We start from the raw sequence: 20581 nt of genomic DNA, 5'->3' as shown, positions 1-20581 counted from the left end.
TTTTTAAAATAATCCTTTTGCAAAAAAAACTGTTAATACATGTTTCTATATGGTTTTTAAAGTGGTGAATTCTATGAATTTTAAAAATATTTCAATATTTTTATTTTTTTGTTTCTCAGGTTTTTCTTTTGCTAAAGATGTAGATGATAATTATTTTTCAGGAAAAATTTATTATGCTAAACAGGTTTGTAATGGTTTAGATCAGTGTGAAACTATTAAATCACATCGGTATAAAGGTAAGGTGGCACTAATTTCTGATTTAAATAAGAAGACAAATGATGAATTTTATATTGATTTTATAAAATCTAACACTGGTGGAATTTATTATACTTACACAGATCAATTCGGAGTAAATCAAGAATGGTTGCCTGTGGATTTTATTTTTAATGATAAAGGATTTAAAATAAGAACTCATAAGTCTGGTTATATTATAAACTCTTTATTGAATGAAGATGATGGGCAGCCATTTTTAGATAGAACCCCATTTTCATATTTAAAACCTAATTCAGTAATTATTGGTATCGAGAATAAACAGACTGTTTTGGAACATAATAAAGAAAAAATAATTGATATAAAAATAAAAGATAATAAATTGATTCTGGAGTGTTCTATGTATTTAAAAAATAATGGATTTGATTATCCAATTACATCTTTATGTAAAAATAAAAATAGTATCCTGATTTTTGAGGAAATTAAGTGAAGAAAAGGCTTTGTGCAACAAAGCCGTTTTCCTACAATAATTTTTACATCTTCATGATTCTAATGTGAAATTTTTATAGAATTATTTATCTACATGCAAATATCATTCTCTAAGTGTCGGGACTAAATATGTAGATGTTCCACATATGGGGCATTTAGCCCCAAAGTTATTATCATTTGAAGATGAAAACTCCAAATCAACGGTGTATAAGTCGATTCTCCTTCATGGCGACATACACTGTCGCCCAATCACACAAAATTCTAGCGTTCAGTACAAGTTCTATTGGGAATCAGATATGAAAAGAAAGTTTTTAAAATTATCTTTAATGTTGATTACGGATATTTCATTGAATACAAAGTCGTATACACTAGATAAAATTTTGACAGTAAAAGCATTAAGTTGTGAAGCTGAACAACCTGATGATAATATTTCTAAATTATATTATTTAGTAATGAGTGATAAATTAAATATAAAAAATAAACAATAATTCGTTGATTGTAGGTGATATATATGTGGAAAATATTAAGAACTTTGCAGAAAAAGATAAAAACATTAATTTGAGTTTGATGTTTAGCTATAAATTGGATAACGTTATTATAAGAAAAATTTCATTTTTAACTAGTCCGAGTTATAGTGAGAATGAATGGGGTGGTTATTATTATATAGTAGAAGGCAGTCGTAAGAATTTTTTAAATTTTACAAGAAAATATCATTTATCTTTCGATAATATAACTAAAACTTCACTAGGTCATTACAAAGTGACATGTATCATGGTTGGTTGAAGTTAAAATAATAAAATACATGGAAGAACATCGGTAAATCATATGGGATTGGCTCTTGATATTCACTTTAATAAAAATGGAACGAGAACAACAGAGTTAAGTGATATGGAGTTTATTAGAAAAGATGTTATGGCTAAGAAAATGGATGCTTCAGAAAAGCGGCATATAAATAAAATTTATTTAGAACCCAAAGTGTTTGAAAGTGGAAAGTCTGGAGCTACAACATGGGTGCATTTTGATGTAACATTACTATCTAATGAATATTTTAGGAATAGTTTATTTAAGAAGTCGGTAGCTGATCTTAATGGCGAAAAATTATTGAATATAATTAATAAAATAAATAAAGGGTCATTATTATTGTGTTCAGGTTTGACTTCAAAAAATAATATCTCTGAATTTGATTCTGAACTAGTATTATCGAGGGATGATATAATTGATATTATGAAAGTAACAGAAACAGAAATAATACAGTTTAAAACTGAAAAATTTTTCTATGAACAAGCAGCAGGAGTTGTTGATACTATATTAAATAGAACAAAGTCTGGAGTTTGGGGGAGAACAGTTAGAAGCGTTGTTAATGCTCCTAGACAGTTCTCAAAAATTACAGGTCCCCAAAACTTAAAGCCTTACGGTTCTGTTCAGAATATGCCTTTAGCTAAAGTTAGTGCTAGGATTAGAAATTTTGTTAACTCTTACTTATTGGAAAGATCAAAAGGAAAGAGATCTATTGTTGGAGGGAATCTAAATTATGCAAATAAATATTATTCTGATGAGTATAATAGAAGACTATGGGTTGATAAGTTTCATGATCAAGCAGTAAAAACAGGGTTGGTCTTTGGTTATGGCAAGGCTATACATGCACATGGAACTGTTGAAGAGTTAAAAAGTAAAATGCCTAAACCATTTAAAGTTGTATTACCTATTAATTTTAAGGGAATTTAGTATGTTTTTTTTAAAAAATAGATATGTGTATACTTTATGCATAACGATTTTAAGTACCTTAGGGTCATCATGCACACAGGCTTCTGAAAATAAGTGTCAATCTGACAATGTAACTAAAGCTTTGAATTGTATTTCAAAAGATAATAATTCTTTAAGAAAGAAATTAGAAGATAATGGTAATCTTAAGACAAAAGATTTCAAAAAATGGAAAGATGATACTTTTGCTAAATGTGAGGTACGTTTAAATTATAGTTTAGGTGATGGAGCTGCTTTAACTCGTGAATATTGTTATAATGATGAATATAAAAATAGATTAAAATATCTTAATCAACCTATAAGAAATATTAAAGTTTCAAGTAAGGTGAAAAATGATGATGGATTTTATGTAACTGTTCTTCCTTATAATTCAAATGATCATATCAATTGTATCATGTCTAAGGAAAAAAATAGTTGTAATAAAATTAACTTAATTGATAGCTCTAAGTTGATTAAAGTATATAGCTTTATTAGTGCAAGTTATGGTGATTCAGTTGTCTTTGATCGAACGCGAAGTGGAGTTTTACTAATAGCTTCGCCCTCTTCAGATGAATCTGGTGATCTGGAAATAAATCTAACCTCAGTTAATAGTTTAGGAATAATTAAAAATATAACTTTGGATGCATCAAAAAATGTTTTAATCAATAGGAATTATGAAATTTTATATATAGAAAAAGGGAAAATTAAAAAAATTAATTTAAATGATAAAGGTGATTTTGTTAAGTAATTAAATTTTAGAAATTAGGCTTTAAATTTTATGGATAAAATCTCTGTATTTTTTAGTTTTTTATTAATTTTTATCATGCATACTTATGCAGGTACTGCAAGTAAATTTACTGTTTCAATTAATGGAAATAAAGGAGAGTGTAAATTTGATTATGGGGAAATTGATTTTTGCTCAAATTATTATTTAAATTTGTATCAGAAAAGCTTAAATTTAAACCCCAATTTTAATAAAAATTATATTCTTCTTGATGTTAGTCAAGATGGGTCAATTGTTGTTGTGGATCCTATTCACAAAGAAGCTTTTCCTCTTTATGGAGAATATTATGATGGTGAAAATGAAGATGGAAAAGTAATATCTGATAGAATATTAAAATTTTCAAAAGATGATAATAAAATATGTATAAAGGGAATGAAATATGCGTATCGTGATCTTTCATATAATGGAACTTATTGTTATCAGTTTTTAAATAATGAATTTGAAAATTTTTATCCAAACAAAAAAGTTAAAGTTATTAAAAATGATATAATTGCAAAAAGTCTTGAAGCTGTTACTCCCGTTAAATTGCCCTTTAATTCAAAATCAAAAACAACAAGCATAAACTTTAAAGGTTATTCGGAAAAATTATATACAGAAATATCAAATCTTGGAGGAGAGATAGATACAAATGATTCAATTCTAAGGTTGCCAAATAAGAATAATATATATGTGTTCATGACTTATTATGGAGATGACGGTACTGATCTATCATATAAGTTGTATACATATTATAATGGTACACTCTATTATAAAGATTTAGGTACGGGAAGTGACTTTTGGATAGATGAAAATTATAAAATTAAAGTAAGGGAACATAATGGTAAAAAATCGAATATTTTATATTATAATATTTTTAATGATGGCTATATAATAAGTAGTAAGAATCCATTTTAATATTTAAATTGCTTAATAATTTTAACTAGACTTACTTTCGTAAGCCCTTTTTATTCCTCTTGCGATGTATTAGAGTGGATTCCAATTTCTCTTGATGGAGAAATAAAGATTATGAAAGAAGTCTTTTGAAATTAAGTGGGATTTTTATGGTATTAAATACCATATTAATTCCTGAATTTTTCAGGGCATTTAAAATATAATTTATTGATCAAATATAGGTAAGTGATAAAAATGACTTATAAAATATTAATTACTGTATGTTTATTAATTTTAAGTGCTTGCGACACTAAATATTCAGATGAGACTGCTCATGCTAAATCAGTAGAGCAACAGAAAATAGAAAATCCAAAATCAAATTTATCTAGTAGAGAAAACTCACAACGTAATAAAGATATAAAGAAAGCTTTAGATAATAAAATTTATGTACTATTAGACTCTAAAGAAGGATGTGTTGTAAGTGAAAAACCACTAAATAACGATATTGTTATTATATAAAGAAGGCAAAAAATTTCAATATGATATGGTAAAACCTATATTAAAAAATGTGAATACTGATTGCGTCACAGACTTAGCTTTTGTAACGGATGAACCTAACTATTTTTATGATATTAATAAGAAAACAAAAACATCAGTTCGTGGCTATGGTTTGGAATTAAACAAAAATCAAATCATATACAAAAATGGGAAAATTAAAGGAATTGATTTAATAGAAAATGGTATTCCAAATATTATAACTGAATGTTTTTCTAAGGAAGGTTCACATTTTAATATTTGGGGAGGCCAGAATAATCAGGAAAAACTATTACACCGTTATACTTTCTTAGATATGGATATGGAGTCAACATGTGCTGATAATGATAAAATATTTAATTCAGGATTGTTGGATTTGAAAAAACAAGAATAAAAAATGTAAGGCACTTGTGTGGTAGACTTCTTTCATAAGCCCTTTTTATTTCTCTTTATGGGGTCATAAAAAAGGGTGTATATAATTGTAAGCTGATTTTAATAATTTGATAAAGATATGATATTAATTGAGGTTTTTGGTGGTGTATGAAATTGTTTAAGATGTTCTTTCTGATTTTAACTTTTGGTTTATCTGTTTCTAGTTATGCAAAAGATAATCTTATTTGGAATGATCCATTACAGGATTCAATACAAATTAACGCTCCATTAGAGTATATTGATAGCTATAACAAATATATAGTTTTAAATCATGATCTAAAGGTTAGGGTTTCTGATTTTGGAAAAGTGGAAAAAAACAATAAAAATAGAAAATATATGTTGCAGAAATATGGGGTTCAAGTATTTAATCAGGGGAAAGTTTATACTATATTTGAGAGTTTAGTTTCTTTAGTTTCTTTAGTTTCTTTAGATTCTTTTGTTGATTTTGAATTGCTATACCATGATAAAAATATTTTTGCTTTCAGGATTCGTGAAGATAGTGTGATAAATTATATGAAAAAACCATATAAAAATTTATCTGTAAATGTGTTTTTTTATAATTTTAAAAATAATAAATTTATTCAAATTCCTGTGCTCAATTCAGATGGGATAGAAGGTAGCAAGAATGTTGATTTATTAAAGGGCGATCAAGTTATTTACAACTCAAAAAATGGATATTATTCTTATTCTGCAAGTATTAAGCGTGTTGGATTAAATAAGGTTGATATTTTTAGATTTTCAATTGGTAGTAAATTAAACTGTATTTCATCTACATTGGGATGTGAAATATTTGGTGTCTTGCCTGCTCAGTTAAATATTAAGACTAAGTAAATTTTTAATTTATTTAATGGGCTTATTTTTTTAAGCCCATTTTATTTTTAAATCATGAGTAAAAGTATGAAAGTATTAATAGTTGGATCAAAATTTGTTTTTTTAAGTAGTCTTTTTTTAGTTAATATTTGTTTTACAGATGTATTGGATGCTCAATATAATGAAAATGATAAGATTTTAAATCAGATGTATAGAGATATTTCTTCTATTTTGAAAAATGATAAATTTGAATTAAGTGAATTTAAAGGTGAACAGGTTTCTTGGTTGAAAGAAAGAAATTTTAAATGTAATTTTAATGGTTACTCAAAGCCTTTGCGTGGTAGTTTAAAGTGTCTCAATGATTATAATTTATTAAGAGTTAGTTATTTAAGTGAAAATTATTTAATTAAACCTAATATTTTTTATAATAATATTTTTATTCCTTCTGATTCTGGATTGTCTTCAAAATGCATGTGTCAATATAAATCTATTTATATTAGAGGGGATCAATTGGGGTTGAAAAATTCTTGTGATAAGGGATTTGAATTTTATAAAGTTCTAAATAAGAAGTATATAGGTAATTATGGTGTCCAATTTGATGTTGATATAAATGGAAATAAAGTTTCTGACTTTTCAGTTGTTTTTATCTCCGCTGGAAAAAAAACATGGAGGATTCTATTGAACTCTAGTGATATGAATTTTATTAAACCTAGTGATTTTTCAGATAAATACATTTTAAATTTTAAAAAAAATAAAAAAGATGAATGTGGCGATTTTGATGGATAGTGTAGTTTTCTACACAAGGCTAAAATTCCTACATCAAGTGATAAAATTTATCTTCATGGCGACATACACTGTCGCCCAATCACACAAAATTCTAGCGTTCAGTACAAGTTCTATTGGGAATCTAAAACCGAGATGACTATAATCATGCTCCAAGCATAGGAGGTCAACAGATGTCATCAGCAAGTCAACTCAATGACAAGCAACTTGAAGCCATGAAATACACTCAAGGACCCTTGTTAGTACTTGCAGGTGCAGGCTCAGGCAAAACTTCGGTGATTACCCGAAAAATTGCCTACTTGGTACAGCAATGCCGCATTCCCGCGCATCGTATTACCGCCATGACCTTTACCAATAAAGCTGCACGTGAAATGAAAGAGCGTGTCGGTAAATTGCTCAGCCGTGAAGAAGCCAAGGGCTTGTCAGTCTCGACTTTCCACACTTTTGGTTTGAATCTGCTGCGACTCGAACTCAAACATTTACCGCTTAAAGCCAATTTCTCAATCTTGGATGCCGACGACTGTAAACGCATTCTGATCGACTTGATGCATCAGGACAATTTGTCAGGGGCAGAAAGTAAAGAATTGGTGGCGAAAGCCATGAAGAAAATTTCCGACTGGAAAAATGACCTGATTTTGCCTGAACAAGCGCCAAGTACCTGTGAAACCGAAGATGATGTGCGCTTTGCCTATTTATACCAACTGTATGAGCGTAACTTGCGTGCTTACAATGCAGTGGATTTTGATGACCTGATTGTGTTGCCAACCCGTCTATTACAAGAAAATGCTGAAGTGCGCGACAAATGGCAAAACCGCGTGCGTTATTTACTGGTCGATGAATATCAGGACACCAACACCGCACAGTATATTTTGGTCAAATTACTGGTTGGGGTAATGGGGCAGTTTACCGCTGTGGGCGATGATGACCAATCGATCTATGCATGGCGTGGGGCAAAGCCTGAAAATATGGCACTCCTCAAAGAGGATTTCCCGAATTTAAAAGTGATTAAACTGGAACAAAATTACCGTTCCACCAGTCGTATCTTAAAAGCGGCCAATGCTGTCATTGAAAATAATCCGCATATTTTTGACAAAAAATTGTGGAGTGACAAAGGGCATGGCGAAGTTATTCGGATTATTACCTGTCGTAATGACGATGATGAAGCTGAGCGCGTGGTCAAGGACATCATGACTCACAAGCTGATGAACGGTAAAAACTGGAAAGATTATGCGGTATTGTATCGTGGTAACTTTCAGGCGCGGGTACTGGAAACCCAGCTTCGCCAAATGCAGATTCCGTATAAACTCTCAGGCGGGACTTCATTCTTTGCGCGCAGTGAAATCAAAGACATCATGAGTTATTTGCGCCTGATTATTAACCCTGAAGATGACAGCGCATTCTTACGCATCATTAATACCCCGAAACGTGCGATTGGCCCTGTGACTTTGGAAAAGCTCGGTCTGTTTGCGCAAGAAAATCATTTGTCGCTGTTAATGGCGGCAGCAGATCAGCGTTTGGGCATGGTACTAAGTAAAAAAGTCTGCTCACAATTGCATGAATTTGCCCAGTTTATGGCAGATTACACCCGTGAATTGCTCGATGATGATCAACCTGTACCGATTGTCCGTCAGATGATCACTGAAACAGGCTATATCGACTATATTCGTGAGCAATCGGCAACGCCTGCACAGGAAAAAACCAAGCTAGATAACATTGAAACTTTATATACCAGTATTCAAAGTTTGATTAATCGTGCTGAAGATGTCGATGAAAAAAATATTGAAAGTGTGATTCGGAAAATGGTGTTGCTGGATATGCTTGAGCAACAGCAGGAAGAAGAAGACACAGACAAGGTCAATCTGTTAACGCTACATGCAGCCAAAGGTCTGGAGTTCCCGTTTGTGTATATGATGGGTCTGGAAGAAGAATTGCTGCCGCATAAAAACTCAATTGCGGCGGAAACCGTTGAAGAAGAACGCCGCTTAATGTACGTGGGCATTACCCGTGCGCGCCAAGGTTTAACGTTGACTTTGGCTGAGCAGCGTAAGGCGGGCGGGCAAATGAAGCAGATGACCCCGAGCCGTTTCTTGGATGAATTGCCACAGGACGAACTCGACTGGCTTGGGCGTAAGAAAAAAACGCAACAGGTTCATGTCGACCCGAAAGAACAGGCAAAAATTTATTTGGAAAATTTACGTGCCATGCTCAAGCATAAGCACTAATGTTTTAATTGTTTAGGAAAGTGTATGAAAGTTCAGGTTAAAGTTTTAGACAAACGTTTAGGTCAACAGTGGGCAATGCCAAGCTATGCGACAGCGGGTTCAGCAGGTCTTGATTTACGTGCGTGTCTAGATGAAGCCATCCAGATTGAACCAGGTCAAACCGTATTGGTAAAAACAGGTTTGGCGATTTATATCGAAGATACTAACTTTGCAGGTCTGATTTTGCCGCGTTCAGGTTTAGGTCATAAGCACGGCATTGTTTTGGGGAACTTGGTCGGTTTAATTGACTCGGATTATCAAGGTGAGTTGATGATTTCAGTCTGGAACCGTGGACAGCAAACTTTTAGCCTTGAACCAGGCGAGCGTTTGGCACAGTACGTATTAGTGCCTGTGATTCAGGCAGAATTTGAACAGGTCGATGAGTTTACTGCAACCGAACGTGGTGCAGGTGGCTTTGGTCATACTGGTCAACACTAAAATCGACTGATTTATGGTGACTAAAAAAACTCCACATTGTTGGAGTTTTTTTGATTTTTTAGTCTAAAACTGGGCTATTTATTACAAAATAGCCTGAGTGCCATATTTACAAAGCCTAGCGTTGTCACCCACAATTTATTCATGATTGATCTGAAAAAAGTATTTTATGCAGTTAAACAAAAATGATTTTCCTGCGCATATCTTCCGTGCCTACGATATTCGGGGCAAGTTGAATAATTTGACGCCAAACGTGATTCAAGCGATTGCTGAAGCGCTCTCTCAACAATTCTTACAACATCAGGTCTCTACGGTGGTTCTTGGTTATGATGCTCGTTTAACCAGTCCGAGCTACGCGACGATTTTGCAGCAAATTTTTAAAAAAAATGGCTTAAAAGTCATCGAACTTGGCTGCTGTTCCACGCCATGTTTATATTTCTTTGCCATGCAACATGGTGGCAATGGTGTGATGGTCACCGCCAGTCACAACCCGAAAAGTGACAATGGCATTAAATGGATGTGTCAGGGTGAGCCATCATCTCCTGAGCAAATTCAGCAAGTCGCTGTAGCAGCACAACACTTTGCCGCGCAACATCCTGAACCGATTCGATCTACAGAGCAAAAACATCAATTTATTGAATCTTTTAAAGCTGAATATTTACAGCACTTACAACAGGATATTCATTTGGTACGACCGCTCAAGGTGGTGGTTGATGGTTTATATGGCTCGGCAGGTCAATACGCTGTGGCGATTTTGCAGCGTCTGGGTTGTCAGGTGATTGCACTGCGCTGTGAAGCCAATGGCGAATTTCCTGAGCATGCCCCTGATCCTTCAACCGCACAGCATTTGCTCAAACTCTGCCAAACAGTACGTGAACAACAGGCAGATGTTGGTTTTGCCCTCGATGGAGATGGCGACCGTGTGGTGATGGTCGATGAAACGGGTGAGATTTTACGTGCCGACCGCTTACTGTGTTTATTTGCGAAAATGTGTCTTGAACAACAGCCACAGCGTGAAGTGGTCTTTGATGTGAAATGCTCCAATTTAGTCACTCAGCAAATCGAGCAGTATGCTGGCATTCCTCACATGCTTCGCACAGGCAGTACTTTTTTACGTAAATATATTGCCCATTCAAAAGGGCAGGCGATTTTTGGTGGTGAATACGCAGGGCACTATGTCTTTAATGATGGGCGCGGTAAAGGCTATGACGATGGTTTATATGCTGCGCTGCGTGCCATTGAATATTTTTCGCAAAGTTCCGAATCTCATTTTTCAGGATTAATGCGACAAATTCCTGAACGCTATGCGACAGAAGATACTTATATTCGAACCTATCAGCATCATCCCGCTCAGGTATTGCAAGATATTGAGCAACAAAGTCATAAAATTGCAGCGCATTTAACCAAAATTGACGGGGTTAGGCTTGATTTTGATGACGGTTTTGGCATTATTCGAGCATCCAATACTGGCGAATATTTAACAGTACGTTTCGATGCCAGTAGTGCATCGCGTTTAAATGAAATTCGCCAAAACTTTGCATATCTGCTCAGCGAAAAATATCCAGAAATCGCGCACGATATTTGTAACGCGCAATAAGGAGAGGCACATGCCACACCAACACACTGGCCTCGACAAAGCACAGGTTTTAACAGAAGCTTTGCCGTACATTCAACGTTTCTCAGGAAAAACCCTTGTGGTGAAATATGGCGGCAATGCCATGACCGATCCTGAACTTGAAAGTTCTTTTGCGCGAGACATTGTGTTGCTCAAAACTGTAGGTCTTAACCCGATTGTAGTACATGGTGGCGGCCCTCAAGTCGATTCATTGCTCAAACGCTTAGGGCAAGAGTCTGACCGTATTGACGGGATGCGCGTGACCGATGAAGCCACCATGGAAGTGGTGGAAATGGTACTTGGCGGTAGCGTCAACAAATCGATCGTCAATCTGATTAACAAACATGGTGGTCGTGCCATCGGTTTGACAGGTAAAGACGGTAACTTACTTCGCGCCCGTAAACTCTTGATGAAAAAACAGAATGAAGATGGTTCTGTCAAAGAAATTGATTTGGGAATGGTCGGTGAAGTGGTTGGTGTGAAAACTGACGTTTTGCAAATGTTTACCCAAAGCGATTTTATTCCTGTGATTGCACCACTCGGTGTCGATGAACAGGGCAATACCTACAACATCAATGCAGACTTGGTGGCAGGTAAAGTGGCTGAAGCATTGGGTGCGGAAAAACTGATTTTGTTGACCAACATTAGTGGAGTACTGGATGAAAATAAAAACCTGCTGACTGGTTTAACTACGCATGAAGTCGATCAACTGATCGAAACAGGCGTGATTTATGGCGGTATGATTCCGAAAGTGAGTTGTGCGCTTGATGCAGTGAAAGGTGGTGTGGTGAGTGCACATATTGTTGATGGGCGTGTGCCACATGCGACTTTGCTTGAGATCTTTACCGATCACGGGGTGGGAACACTGATTACCAACCGTGCTAAAGCTGCGCATCCAGACGCTTAAATTCAAGAAACCGCAGTAATGCGGTTTTTTTTGACTCAAAAAATTATTATTCGATAAATGTGGTTGTTGTATTTCTTTTAGCATTATTTTTCATAAAGACTGCGAAAAAACGCATTTGCAGATCTGATTGGCATCCGTTACATTCTTTAGAGATGTATTTGATTGTAAGAAGATTTCAGCATGTGCCAGCTACTCGGAATGAATTGTGCGACACCGACCGATATTACCTTCTCGTTCCGAGGGTTTTCACAACGCGCGGGAATTACCTCTGATCACTGCGATGGTTTTGGCATTGCTTTTTTTGAAGACAAAGCCTGCCGCTTATTTGTCGATAATCAGTCAGCGGTTGAATCCCCGATAGCTGACTTGATCCGCAACTATCCGATTAAATCCCGCAATGTGATTGCGCATATTCGCAAAGCCACACAAGGCAAAATTACCCTTGAAAACTCACATCCATTTTTACGGGAATTGTGGGGGCGTCACTGGATTTTTGCCCATAATGGCGATTTACATGGTTTCCAGCCTGTACTCAGTGGGCATTTTACGCCTGTGGGGAATACCGACAGTGAATATGCCTTTTGTTTCTTGCTCGATCAATTGGTTGAACGTTTTGGTTATCAAGAACCTTCGATTCAAGATATTTTTCAGGTTTTACAAGAAATTGCGCCACAAATTGCTGAGCATGGCACATTTAACTTTTGCTTATCCAATGGTCAAGCCTTGTGGAGTTATGCGACAACCAAGCTTCATTGGATTGTACGTGAATATCCGTTTCAGCATGCGCATCTGATTGATCTGGATGTTGAAGTTGATTTTAGTGAAGTCACTACACCTGATGATCGTGTTGCGGTCATTACTACTGAGCCTTTGACACAAAATGAACAGTGGACAGCTTTTCAGGCAGGGGAAATGATTTTGTTCCAGCACGGGCGTCCAGTGGCACATGCCATTACTTCTGTAGAGCGCTTAAATCGAGAGGCTCAAGATCCCTCTTTACGTCGTGTCACTAAAGCAGATTTGTATTAGAAAATTATGTGCCAATAATTTAATTTAAGAAAATACAATGTATCTAGTAAGTAATTGATTAAAAAATACTTGATTCTTTTACTTGGGTATATTTTGTTTTATGATTTGAATCAAATAATTAGTGAAAAGTGTTGTAATTCTGAGGGTTTTGGTTGGTTTTTTGTTGATCATTTTTTGTTTATTATGCCGTGAAAATGAAACATAGATGCATTAGGCAGCCCCCACTATGAAAATGAATTGGCGCTCTGAATACAATACTGGTATCGAAGTAATTGATGATCAGCATAAACGTATTCTCGATTATATTAATCAAATTGAAGATGTACGTGCGTCACACGATCGTAATCAAATTAAAGAAGTACTGGACAATATTATTGACTATACCCAGTCACACTTCACTTTTGAAGAAAGCTTGCAAGACGAAGCAGATTATAAATATCGCGTACCCCATAAGCGTGTACACGATTTATTTATTAAAAAAATTGAAACTTATCGCGATCGTTTCATGATGGGACAGGCGATTGAGGATGAGCTTCATCAAATTTTGACAAAATGGCTGATTAACCATATTCAGCATGATGATGCGGACTATGTCGGCGCTGTCAAAGAAAACATGAAAGGCATTATTCGTGAACATGAAAAGAAAAAAGGCAAGAACTGGTTTGCCCGATTCTTTTCATAATCAACAATAACAACAAACTATAACGATAATAAAAACTACAGCCTGAAACTTGCGCCACAAATCATTGCTTCGGCAATGATTTCTTTTTTCTACAGGCTTTGATTTTCGGCCATGACAAAGGCAAAATAGCTCATTATTTTTTAACTTCGGATGCAGGACAGACCTATGTCACGATGGTTATCGCCACTGATGGCGTTTTGTTTATCATTTTTGTTGATTACCACGCTTGCGCCAGTGGTGGGGATTCAATTCGATCGCCAGCTCGATTTTTGGGCATTATGGCTGGTGCTGATGGTCGTTTTGGCCTTGCCATTTGCTTATCTGGAAGTTGCTTTGGTGAAGCGTGCCAAAACGACAGCCTTGCAAGCACTGATGAGTTTAACGCGTGAAGCAGATGCCTCAGCGCGTTGGCGGATTGCAGGTTGGTTGGCTGTGGTGTTTATGCCATTTCTGGCAGGTGCACTGATTGCGAATGCAGGTCACAGTGTCGTACACTATACGGCTTTGCCAGTTCCAGAAAATATTCTATTTGCGGTCTTGGCAGTCATTGCTGTCGCTGCATCTTTTTTACCACGCCTGATTCTGATGGGTGCTGGTGCAGTAATGGTGCTGATTTCACTGGTTTTAAGCCATATGTTCCCGCTGAATCTTAGCGCATGGCATGTGACAGCACTACAGTTTTCTGAATGGGGATATGCTGTTGTATTGGCACTGGTTGCATCAGGCCTGGGCTTGGGTGTTTATGCGCAAACCAGCGCTTTAGAGATCAAAAATTCAGAGCAGGCGACAGCAAGTGCTTTACCTGTGTGGATCGCACAATTAGTCGCTGTCGTCTTATTTGGTTTTTTTGCGGTACAGGCTCAAATTCCAGCGATTACTATCTTGGTTGGAAGTGTGGTTGCCGCAGCAGGTTTTGTGCAACTGGCACGTGAACAATTGCAGCAGCGCCAAATTGCGGTGCTTGTGCAATGGGCAATTATTTTGGTTGCCATTCTGACTTGGGCTTGCCTTGCCATTGTTCCTGTACTTAATACCGTTCTCATGCTTTGGGGTTTATTGATCTGTCTGATTTACGCCATTTTTGTTGGCTGGATCATGAAAATCAGCCATTTGCGTAAGGCTTTGAATTTTAGCCAAGAGATGACCTATAACTTGTGGCGTATTGCTGTGCGTATTGTGGCTCCACTTGCCATTGTATTGGCGATCATTTCGATTGTGTTAGGGGCGGTATAATGCCACAACAGGTTTGGGTGGCTTATGCGACACCACAGCAGCAGTATTATTTGGCTGTTGAGTTTCAGCAGGGCATGACGGTTGCTGATGCGATTCAACGTAGTCATCTTGCAACACAAACTGAATTGCCAGCATTATTCCAGATGGGAATTTTTGGGGTAAAGGTTACTCTTGAGCATATCTTACATGCTGGAGATCGTGTTGAAATCTATCGGCCGCTGACGATTAATCCGAAAGATATTCGTCGCAATCGGGCTGCAAATCATCCTGTTGGACGCTATGGAAATAAAGGAAATCGGTTTAAACGATCTTCTTAATAAAAGAAAACCCCAATCAAATGATTGGGGTTTTCTTTGACCAAATGAATACATTCATTATAATGGCGGCGCAGAAAGGATTGCATCTTTAGATGGTGGCAATCCAGGCTGTGCATTTGGCAATGTGTCTAGCCCATCAATTTTGGTGACAACACCTTGTGAGTCAAAATAGATGCTGAGATGTTGACCATGTGCCGCAGGAATCTTGGCTTTTTTCGCATAGGTTCCAGGGATATAGTTGTAAACATAATCCCAACGCTGTGGATGTAGTGGATCAGTAATTGTTGGGCTACCGAGCAAGAAACGAACTTGTTGGTAAGTCATTCCAACTTGTACCTGAGAAGCTTGGGCTTTTGTTAAAGGTGTCCCTTGTGGAATATCTATTTTATAGACACAGCCGGCAAGCAATGAACTGACGAGTAAGGTCGTCAACATAATTTTTTGCATTTTTGCTACACTATCCAAATCAATTATGATGCATTTAATCTAGTGATAGATCATACTGCATCTAAACTCTGTTGCATATTCCAACTTAAAAATTGTTGAGAGACTTTTTCATGCCCATTTCGAATCAAGATTTACGTAAAGCAGGACTTAAGGTAACCCTTCCAAGAATTAAGATATTGGAATTACTTGAAAACTCAAAACAACATCATTTGAGCGCTGAAGACATTTATAAAACATTACTTGATCAAGGTGAAGATGTCGGTCTGGCAACTGTGTATCGCGTATTAACACAATTTGAAGCTGCTGGCATTATTCAGCGTCATCATTTTGAAAATAACCATTCTGTTTTTGAAATTATGCAAGAAGATCATCACGATCATATTGTATGCCAAAACTGTAACAAAGTTGTTGAATTTACAAATGATGTTATTGAACATGAGCAACATGAAGTTGCTAAACAGTATGGTTTTACGCTAACTGGCCACTCGTTGAATTTGTATGGTTATTGCGATGCGCAAGAATGCCAAGATGCATTACGCAAGAAATAATCCCTACATAAATATAACAAATAAAAAAGGCATTTCTTGAAGAAATGCCTTTTTTATTGATGGCTTACTGACCGTCGAAGGTAATTTTACTACTTGAGCTGAGGAGCTGCTCTGCACCACCGCCAGCAAGTTTAATCTGTAGGCGAAGATCGTTTGGTGAGTCAGCATGGCGAAGCGCATCTTTATAGCTAATTTCACCTGCTTTATAGAGATCAAACAAGGCTTGGTCAAAGGTTTGCATGCCGAGTTCACGTGAACGGGTCATCAGTGCTTTTAATTCGTGAGTTTCACCTTTACGAATATAATCGGACATCAATGGGCTGTTGATCATGACTTCAATAGCTGCACGACGAGATTTTCCATCCACCGTTGGTACCAACTGCTGTGCAACAACCGCACGAAGGTTCATGGATAAATCTAGATAAATCTGTTCGTGGCGTTCGGTCTCAAAGAAGTGAATAATCCGCTCAAGTGCTTGGTTGGCGTTGTTGGCATGCAGGGTTGCGAGTACCAAGTGACCTGTTTCTGCAAAGGCAACCGCATAGTCCATAACCTCTTTAGTACGGATCTCACCGATCAGGATCACATCAGGCGCTTGTCGCAAGGTGTTTTTCAACGCAACTTCAAATGAGTTCGTATCAATCCCGACTTCACGTTGGGTCATAATACAACCCGCATGCTGGTGAATAAACTCAATCGGATCTTCAATGGTAATGATATGACCTTTAGAGTTCTGATTGCGATAACCCAGTAATGCAGCTAACGAGGTCGATTTACCTGTACCTGTTGCACCTACAAAGATAATGATGCCACGTTTGGTCATCACCAATTCTTTAAGAACAGGAGGTAACTTTAATTCATCAACACTTGGAATTTTGTGCTCAATGCGGCGCAAGACCATACCTGGTAAGTCGCGCTGATAAAACGCACTAACACGGTAGCGTCGGGTTTGTTCACGGTTGGTGATGGCAAAGTTACATTCACGGGTTTCACGAAATTCCTGACGTTGTTTGTCATTCATTACAGAATGAATCAGCTGATCGACAATTTCACCAGTCAGTTTGGTTGATGAAATGGGCGTGAGCTGCCCATTAATCTTCATGGATGGTTCAACATCCGCAGTAATAAATAAATCCGAGGCTTTTTTTTCGCTCATCATATTGAGCAAATCATTAAAATCCATTGCCATAGTCGATCATCCTTCCCCAAATTACATAAAGGTGTCTGGTTGTTTTGCAGCCGAACGTGCGACTTCTTTGGTAATCACACCTTTTGCGACAAGTGTTTTTAAGCTTTGATCCAGCGTGGTCATGCCCTGATTGGCACCTGTTTGAATTGCCGAGTACATTTGCGCGACTTTGTTTTCACGAATCAGGTTACGAATCGCTGGTACACCCAGCATGATTTCATGGGCTGCCACACGACCACCGCCTGTCTTTTTCAGTAGGGTTTGCGAAATCACGGCTTGTAAAGATTCAGACAACATTGCACGAACCATGTCTTTTTCTTCAGCAGGGAATACGTCAATCACACGGTCAATGGTTTTTGCGGCTGAGGTGGTATGTAGCGTTCCAAAGACCAAGTGACCTGTTTCTGCCGCAGTCAGTGCCAGACGAATGGTTTCCAAGTCACGCATCTCACCCACCAGAATAATGTCAGGGTCTTCACGCAGTGCCGAACGCAATGCTTCATTAAAGCCATGTGTGTCACGGTGCACTTCACGCTGGTTGATCAGACATTTTTTAGATTGGTGCACAAATTCGATTGGATCTTCAACCGTTAAAATGTGGTCATAGCGGTTGTCATTAATGTAATCGAGCATGGCTGCGAGCGTTGTTGATTTACCCGAACCTGTTGGGCCTGTCACCAGAACGATACCACGAGGGAAATCACAAATTTCTTTAAAGGTGTTGCCTAGACCTAAATCTTCCATGGTTAAAATTTTAGATGGAATGGTACGAAATACGGCACCTGCACCACGGTTTTGGTTAAATGCGTTTACACGGAAACGTGCAACTCCAGGAACTTCAAAAGAAAAGTCAGTTTCCAGTAATTCTTCATAGTCATGGCGTTGTTTATCATTCATGATGTCGTAAATGAGACGATGGACATCTTTATGTTCGAGTGCAGGTAAATTAATACGTCGCACTTCACCATCAATACGAATCATCGGCGGTAAGCCTGCAGAAAGGTGTAAATCCGATGCCCCATTTTTTGCAGAAAAAGCCAGTAATTCTGTAATATCCATTCTTGCCCCAAAGTGTTCGTTATTTTTGTAAAATAATAACGATTTTCAAAACATCTAACCAACACTTTCCACTGCAAATCATGAAAAAATCTTGAAGAGATGCCTGTTTATGAATCATTACCAAGAATCACGTGATGCTGTATTGCAACAGATCCAGCATGCATGTACACAATCTGGTCGTTCTGCTGATCACGTTCAATTACTTGCGGTGTCTAAAACTCATCCGAGTGAAGCGTTGCGTGCCATGTATGCAACGGGGCAACGCGCATTTGGGGAAAACTATTTACAAGAAGCCCTCGATAAAATTGAGGCATTACAAGACCTAGCAATCGAGTGGCATTTTATTGGACATGTGCAGCGCAATAAAACCAAACATTTGGCTGAAAAATTTGACTGGGTACACGGGGTTGATCGCTTGATTATTGCCGAGCGCTTGTCGAGTCAGCGAGCAGAAACGTCTCAGCCACTCAATATCTGCTTACAGGTCAATATTGATGGGCAGGACAGTAAAGATGGTTGTGCGCCTGAAGAAGTCGCAAGTTTAGTCGAACAGATCAGTCAGCTTCCAAACTTACGCTTGCGTGGCTTGATGGTGATTCCTGCACCGAATAATCAGCAAGCCTTTAGCGATGCCCAAGCCTTGTTTGAAAAAGTTAAAGTACAACATACACATCCTGAAGATTGGGATACCTTAAGCATGGGTATGTCGGGAGATTTGCAGGCTGCCATTGCGGCAGGCTCGACCATGGTACGCATCGGTACGGCACTGTTTGGAGTGCGGGATTACCAAAAATAATTGGAGAGGGAATTTTGAGTCAAACAAAAATAAAATGGACAGCGTTGTTGGTGGCCGTCACATTTTTTATGGAAAATCTGGATGCGACGATCATCACCACAGCTTTACCCGCACTGGCTCAGAGTTTTCATGCCACAGCAATTGATCTAAATGTCGGAATCAGTGCTTATTTACTGGCGGTGGCAATTTTTATTCCGATGAGTGGCTGGATGGCTGACCGTTTTGGCGCGCGCACGATTTTTGTTTCAGCAATTGCTGTTTTTACCGCAGCATCGGTGCTGTGTGGTTTAAGTCAAAATCTGAATCACTTTATTTTCGCACGGGTCTTACAAGGTATTGGTGGTGCGATGATGGTGCCTGTCGGGCGTTTGGTGGTGATTCGGTCTACACCGAAACAGCAACTGGTACAGGCGATTGCCTATATTACTTGGCCAGGGTTAGTTGCCCCGATTTTGGGGCCACCGATCGGTGGTTTTATTGTGACGCACTTTTCATGGCCGTGGATTTTCTATTTAAATATTCCATTAGGTATTTTGGGAATCTTTGCCAGCTTTAGCCTGATTGAAAATTTGAAAAATCTTGAGATCGGAAAATTTGATTTTATCGGATTTATCCTGCTCGCCAGCGCTTGTGCCAGCGTGATGTATGGTATGGAACACATTGGACAAGATCCTGAGCATTTTCAAAATTATTTAATGCTGGCTGCGGTTGGTGTGGCATTTTTTATTGCTGCGGTGTTGTATATGCAGCGTCAGGAAAAACCGTTGTTGCGTTTTGATGCGATGCGCCAGCAGACCTTTGCATCGAGTGTTTTAGGTGGTTCCGTATTTCGGGTTGCGATTAGCGCCATTCCATTTTTATTGCCACTGATGTTCCAGTTGACCTTTGGTTTGTCTGCATTTCAGGCAGGGCTGCTGGTCTTGTCGGTATTTGTTGGGAACTTGGCAGTGAAACCGTTAACCACAGCGATTATGCGCCAGTTTGGTTTTCGCCGTGTGCTTTTCGTCAATGGGGCGATTGGTGCGCTGAGTATTGCCAGTTGTGCCTTGTTTAGCCCAAGCACGCCGTGGTGGTTGATGATGGTCTTAATGTTTATCAGCGGAGTCAGTCGTTCAGTCCAATTTACCACTTATAACTCCATGAGCTTTGCTGATGTGCAACCCAAAGATAAAAGTTATGCCACCACGCAGTTTAGCTTGTTCTTCCAGATTAGCATGGGGATGGGTGTGGCACTTGCTGCATTATTGCTACGCGGCATGATGCACTGGCATGGTCACACGCAGGCCACCTTACAGGATTTTCACTGGACGTTTTTGATTTTGGCAGTCTTTTCTTTGTTGGCGATGCTCGACAGTTGGCGCTTGCGGCATGATGCAGGTGATCTGGTCAGTGGTTATCGGCCATCCTGAAA

21 protein-coding genes and 2 pseudogenes are annotated in these 20581 nt (G+C 37.8%); 20 read left to right on the top strand and 3 right to left on the bottom strand.

What is annotated here, in order from left to right; translation table 11 throughout:
* Positions 1-73: 73 nt before the first annotated feature.
* The 17 genes and pseudogenes from C1A47_RS06220 (at position 74) to C1A47_RS06135 (ending at position 15131) form a co-directional block, all read left to right on the top strand.
* Entirely contained in the window at positions 74-700 is a 627-nt protein-coding gene (locus tag C1A47_RS06220) for a hypothetical protein (protein ID WP_111893487.1), read from the top strand.
* 295 nt (positions 701-995) lie between these two features.
* The gene (locus C1A47_RS17645) at positions 996-1187 is read left to right on the top strand and encodes a hypothetical protein (protein WP_162625921.1); all 192 of its coding nucleotides are present in this window, start codon (positions 996-998) and stop codon (positions 1185-1187) included.
* Positions 1188-1212: 25 nt separating this feature from the next.
* On the top strand, positions 1213-1482 hold the full coding sequence (locus C1A47_RS06210) for a hypothetical protein (RefSeq protein ID WP_111893483.1): 270 nt from the start codon (positions 1213-1215) through the stop codon (positions 1480-1482).
* A gap of 6 nt (positions 1483-1488) precedes the next feature.
* Positions 1489-2424, top strand: a pseudogene (locus C1A47_RS06205) (peptidoglycan-binding protein); the annotation flags it as partial.
* Between the two features lies 1 nt (position 2425).
* Complete coding sequence (locus C1A47_RS18015; protein WP_111893479.1) at positions 2426-3187, top strand: hypothetical protein; 762 nt, start codon at positions 2426-2428, stop codon at positions 3185-3187.
* A gap of 30 nt (positions 3188-3217) precedes the next feature.
* A complete protein-coding gene (locus C1A47_RS06195; RefSeq protein ID WP_111893477.1) occupies positions 3218-4117 on the top strand; it encodes a hypothetical protein in 900 nt (299 codons plus the stop codon).
* A gap of 231 nt (positions 4118-4348) precedes the next feature.
* Positions 4349-5021, top strand: a pseudogene (locus C1A47_RS17845) (hypothetical protein).
* 146 nt (positions 5022-5167) lie between these two features.
* Positions 5168-5890, top strand: a complete 723-nt coding sequence (locus tag C1A47_RS06180) for a hypothetical protein (RefSeq protein WP_111893475.1) — start codon at positions 5168-5170, stop codon at positions 5888-5890.
* Positions 5891-5956: 66 nt separating this feature from the next.
* Entirely contained in the window at positions 5957-6655 is a 699-nt protein-coding gene (locus tag C1A47_RS06175) for a lysozyme inhibitor LprI family protein (protein WP_111893473.1), read from the top strand.
* Positions 6656-6825: 170 nt separating this feature from the next.
* Positions 6826-8874: a UvrD-helicase domain-containing protein gene (locus tag C1A47_RS06170; protein WP_111893471.1), complete on the top strand. Its 2049-nt coding sequence runs from the start codon at positions 6826-6828 to the stop codon at positions 8872-8874.
* 24 nt (positions 8875-8898) lie between these two features.
* On the top strand, positions 8899-9351 hold the full coding sequence (dut, locus tag C1A47_RS06165) for a dUTP diphosphatase (RefSeq protein WP_111893469.1): 453 nt from the start codon (positions 8899-8901) through the stop codon (positions 9349-9351).
* Between the two features lie 166 nt (positions 9352-9517).
* On the top strand, positions 9518-10945 hold the full coding sequence (locus tag C1A47_RS06160; RefSeq protein ID WP_111893467.1) for a phosphomannomutase/phosphoglucomutase: 1428 nt from the start codon (positions 9518-9520) through the stop codon (positions 10943-10945).
* Positions 10946-10955: 10 nt separating this feature from the next.
* A complete protein-coding gene (argB, locus tag C1A47_RS06155) occupies positions 10956-11870 on the top strand; it encodes an acetylglutamate kinase (RefSeq protein ID WP_111893465.1) in 915 nt (304 codons plus the stop codon).
* Positions 11871-12050: 180 nt separating this feature from the next.
* Entirely contained in the window at positions 12051-12899 is an 849-nt protein-coding gene (locus C1A47_RS06150; protein ID WP_111893463.1) for a class II glutamine amidotransferase, read from the top strand.
* Between the two features lie 226 nt (positions 12900-13125).
* Positions 13126-13581, top strand: a complete 456-nt coding sequence (locus tag C1A47_RS06145; protein ID WP_111893461.1) for a bacteriohemerythrin — start codon at positions 13126-13128, stop codon at positions 13579-13581.
* 165 nt (positions 13582-13746) lie between these two features.
* Entirely contained in the window at positions 13747-14814 is a 1068-nt protein-coding gene (locus tag C1A47_RS06140; RefSeq protein ID WP_111893459.1) for a hypothetical protein, read from the top strand.
* Positions 14814-15131: an RnfH family protein gene (locus C1A47_RS06135; protein ID WP_111893457.1), complete on the top strand. Its 318-nt coding sequence runs from the start codon at positions 14814-14816 to the stop codon at positions 15129-15131. The genes C1A47_RS06140 and C1A47_RS06135 overlap by 1 nt, the downstream gene beginning before the upstream one ends.
* Before the next feature lie 57 nt (positions 15132-15188).
* On the opposite strand, the gene C1A47_RS06130 is transcribed toward C1A47_RS06135, so the two are convergent.
* The gene (locus C1A47_RS06130) at positions 15189-15578 is read right to left on the bottom strand and encodes an outer membrane protein assembly factor BamE (protein ID WP_111893455.1); all 390 of its coding nucleotides are present in this window, start codon (positions 15576-15578) and stop codon (positions 15189-15191) included.
* A 110-nt stretch (positions 15579-15688) separates the two neighbouring features.
* On the opposite strand from C1A47_RS06130, the gene fur reads away from it, so the two are divergent.
* Complete coding sequence (gene fur, locus C1A47_RS06125; RefSeq protein ID WP_111893453.1) at positions 15689-16126, top strand: ferric iron uptake transcriptional regulator; 438 nt, start codon at positions 15689-15691, stop codon at positions 16124-16126.
* 64 nt (positions 16127-16190) lie between these two features.
* Here the strand turns inward: fur and C1A47_RS06120 are convergent, their stop codons facing one another.
* Both C1A47_RS06120 and C1A47_RS06115 read right to left on the bottom strand, forming a co-directional pair.
* Positions 16191-17309: a PilT/PilU family type 4a pilus ATPase gene (locus tag C1A47_RS06120; RefSeq protein WP_111893607.1), complete on the bottom strand. Its 1119-nt coding sequence runs from the start codon at positions 17307-17309 to the stop codon at positions 16191-16193.
* A 27-nt stretch (positions 17310-17336) separates the two neighbouring features.
* Positions 17337-18374, bottom strand: coding sequence for a type IV pilus twitching motility protein PilT (locus C1A47_RS06115; protein WP_111893451.1), 1038 nt, complete (start codon positions 18372-18374; stop codon positions 17337-17339).
* 109 nt (positions 18375-18483) lie between these two features.
* Here C1A47_RS06115 and C1A47_RS06110 point away from each other — a divergent pair, with 109 nt between their 5' ends.
* Entirely contained in the window at positions 18484-19170 is a 687-nt protein-coding gene (locus tag C1A47_RS06110) for a YggS family pyridoxal phosphate-dependent enzyme (protein WP_111893449.1), read from the top strand.
* A gap of 14 nt (positions 19171-19184) precedes the next feature.
* On the top strand, positions 19185-20579 hold the full coding sequence (locus C1A47_RS06105; protein WP_111893447.1) for a DHA2 family efflux MFS transporter permease subunit: 1395 nt from the start codon (positions 19185-19187) through the stop codon (positions 20577-20579).
* Positions 20580-20581 lie beyond the last annotated feature (2 nt).

This window comes from Acinetobacter sp. MB5, from assembly GCF_003261585.1.
In the GTDB taxonomy this organism is placed as follows: Bacteria; Pseudomonadota; Gammaproteobacteria; order Pseudomonadales; family Moraxellaceae; genus Acinetobacter.
This window is presented reverse-complemented; position numbering and strand designations above follow the sequence as displayed.

Excerpts from the sequence above, each read along its gene's own strand:
- C1A47_RS06220 (WP_111893487.1), top strand. The coding sequence starts at position 74 with ATGAATTTTAAAAATATTTCAATATTTTTATTTTTTTGTTTCTCAGGT.
- C1A47_RS17645 (WP_162625921.1), top strand. The coding sequence starts at position 996 with ATGAAAAGAAAGTTTTTAAAATTATCTTTAATGTTGATTACGGATATT.
- C1A47_RS18015 (WP_111893479.1), top strand. The coding sequence starts at position 2,426 with ATGTTTTTTTTAAAAAATAGATATGTGTATACTTTATGCATAACGATT.
- C1A47_RS06195 (WP_111893477.1), top strand. The coding sequence starts at position 3,218 with ATGGATAAAATCTCTGTATTTTTTAGTTTTTTATTAATTTTTATCATG.
- C1A47_RS06180 (WP_111893475.1), top strand. The coding sequence starts at position 5,168 with ATGAAATTGTTTAAGATGTTCTTTCTGATTTTAACTTTTGGTTTATCT.
- C1A47_RS06175 (WP_111893473.1), top strand. The coding sequence starts at position 5,957 with ATGAAAGTATTAATAGTTGGATCAAAATTTGTTTTTTTAAGTAGTCTT.
- C1A47_RS06170 (WP_111893471.1), top strand. The coding sequence starts at position 6,826 with ATGTCATCAGCAAGTCAACTCAATGACAAGCAACTTGAAGCCATGAAA.
- dut (WP_111893469.1), top strand. The coding sequence starts at position 8,899 with ATGAAAGTTCAGGTTAAAGTTTTAGACAAACGTTTAGGTCAACAGTGG.
- C1A47_RS06160 (WP_111893467.1), top strand. The coding sequence starts at position 9,518 with ATGCAGTTAAACAAAAATGATTTTCCTGCGCATATCTTCCGTGCCTAC.
- argB (WP_111893465.1), top strand. The coding sequence starts at position 10,956 with ATGCCACACCAACACACTGGCCTCGACAAAGCACAGGTTTTAACAGAA.
- C1A47_RS06150 (WP_111893463.1), top strand. The coding sequence starts at position 12,051 with ATGTGCCAGCTACTCGGAATGAATTGTGCGACACCGACCGATATTACC.
- C1A47_RS06145 (WP_111893461.1), top strand. The coding sequence starts at position 13,126 with ATGAAAATGAATTGGCGCTCTGAATACAATACTGGTATCGAAGTAATT.
- C1A47_RS06140 (WP_111893459.1), top strand. The coding sequence starts at position 13,747 with ATGTCACGATGGTTATCGCCACTGATGGCGTTTTGTTTATCATTTTTG.
- C1A47_RS06135 (WP_111893457.1), top strand. The coding sequence starts at position 14,814 with ATGCCACAACAGGTTTGGGTGGCTTATGCGACACCACAGCAGCAGTAT.
- C1A47_RS06130 (WP_111893455.1), bottom strand. The coding sequence starts at position 15,578 with ATGCAAAAAATTATGTTGACGACCTTACTCGTCAGTTCATTGCTTGCC.
- fur (WP_111893453.1), top strand. The coding sequence starts at position 15,689 with ATGCCCATTTCGAATCAAGATTTACGTAAAGCAGGACTTAAGGTAACC.
- C1A47_RS06120 (WP_111893607.1), bottom strand. The coding sequence starts at position 17,309 with ATGGATTTTAATGATTTGCTCAATATGATGAGCGAAAAAAAAGCCTCG.
- C1A47_RS06115 (WP_111893451.1), bottom strand. The coding sequence starts at position 18,374 with ATGGATATTACAGAATTACTGGCTTTTTCTGCAAAAAATGGGGCATCG.
- C1A47_RS06110 (WP_111893449.1), top strand. The coding sequence starts at position 18,484 with ATGAATCATTACCAAGAATCACGTGATGCTGTATTGCAACAGATCCAG.